We start from the raw sequence: 228 nt of genomic DNA, 5'->3' as shown, positions 1-228 counted from the left end.
TAACTTCGACATCCCAGATCCATAGAATATATTATCGCCTAAGATCAGTGCTACTTTATCAGCCCCTATAAATTCTTCGCCCAATATAAATGCTTGCGCTAACCCATCGGGTGAAGGTTGTTCTTTGTATTCGAACCTACAGCCTATTCTAGATCCATCACCCAACAATTTCTCGAAATGGGGTAAGTCCTGAGGTGTAGATATAATTAATATTTCATTGATTCCCGC

Annotated in this window: 1 protein-coding gene; it reads right to left on the bottom strand. The window is 39.9% G+C overall.

Annotated elements, in window-relative coordinates; genetic code table 11:
* Positions 1-228 (bottom strand): sugar phosphate nucleotidyltransferase (locus ACFRAE_RS17870; protein WP_422798528.1); only part of this gene is annotated, 228 nt, incomplete at both ends.

Source organism: Sphingobacterium sp. HJSM2_6, assembly GCF_049316305.1.
In the GTDB taxonomy this organism is placed as follows: domain Bacteria; phylum Bacteroidota; class Bacteroidia; order Sphingobacteriales; family Sphingobacteriaceae; genus Sphingobacterium.
The sequence above is the reverse complement of the archived record's forward strand: the minus strand, read 5'-3'. Positions and strand labels throughout refer to the sequence as shown.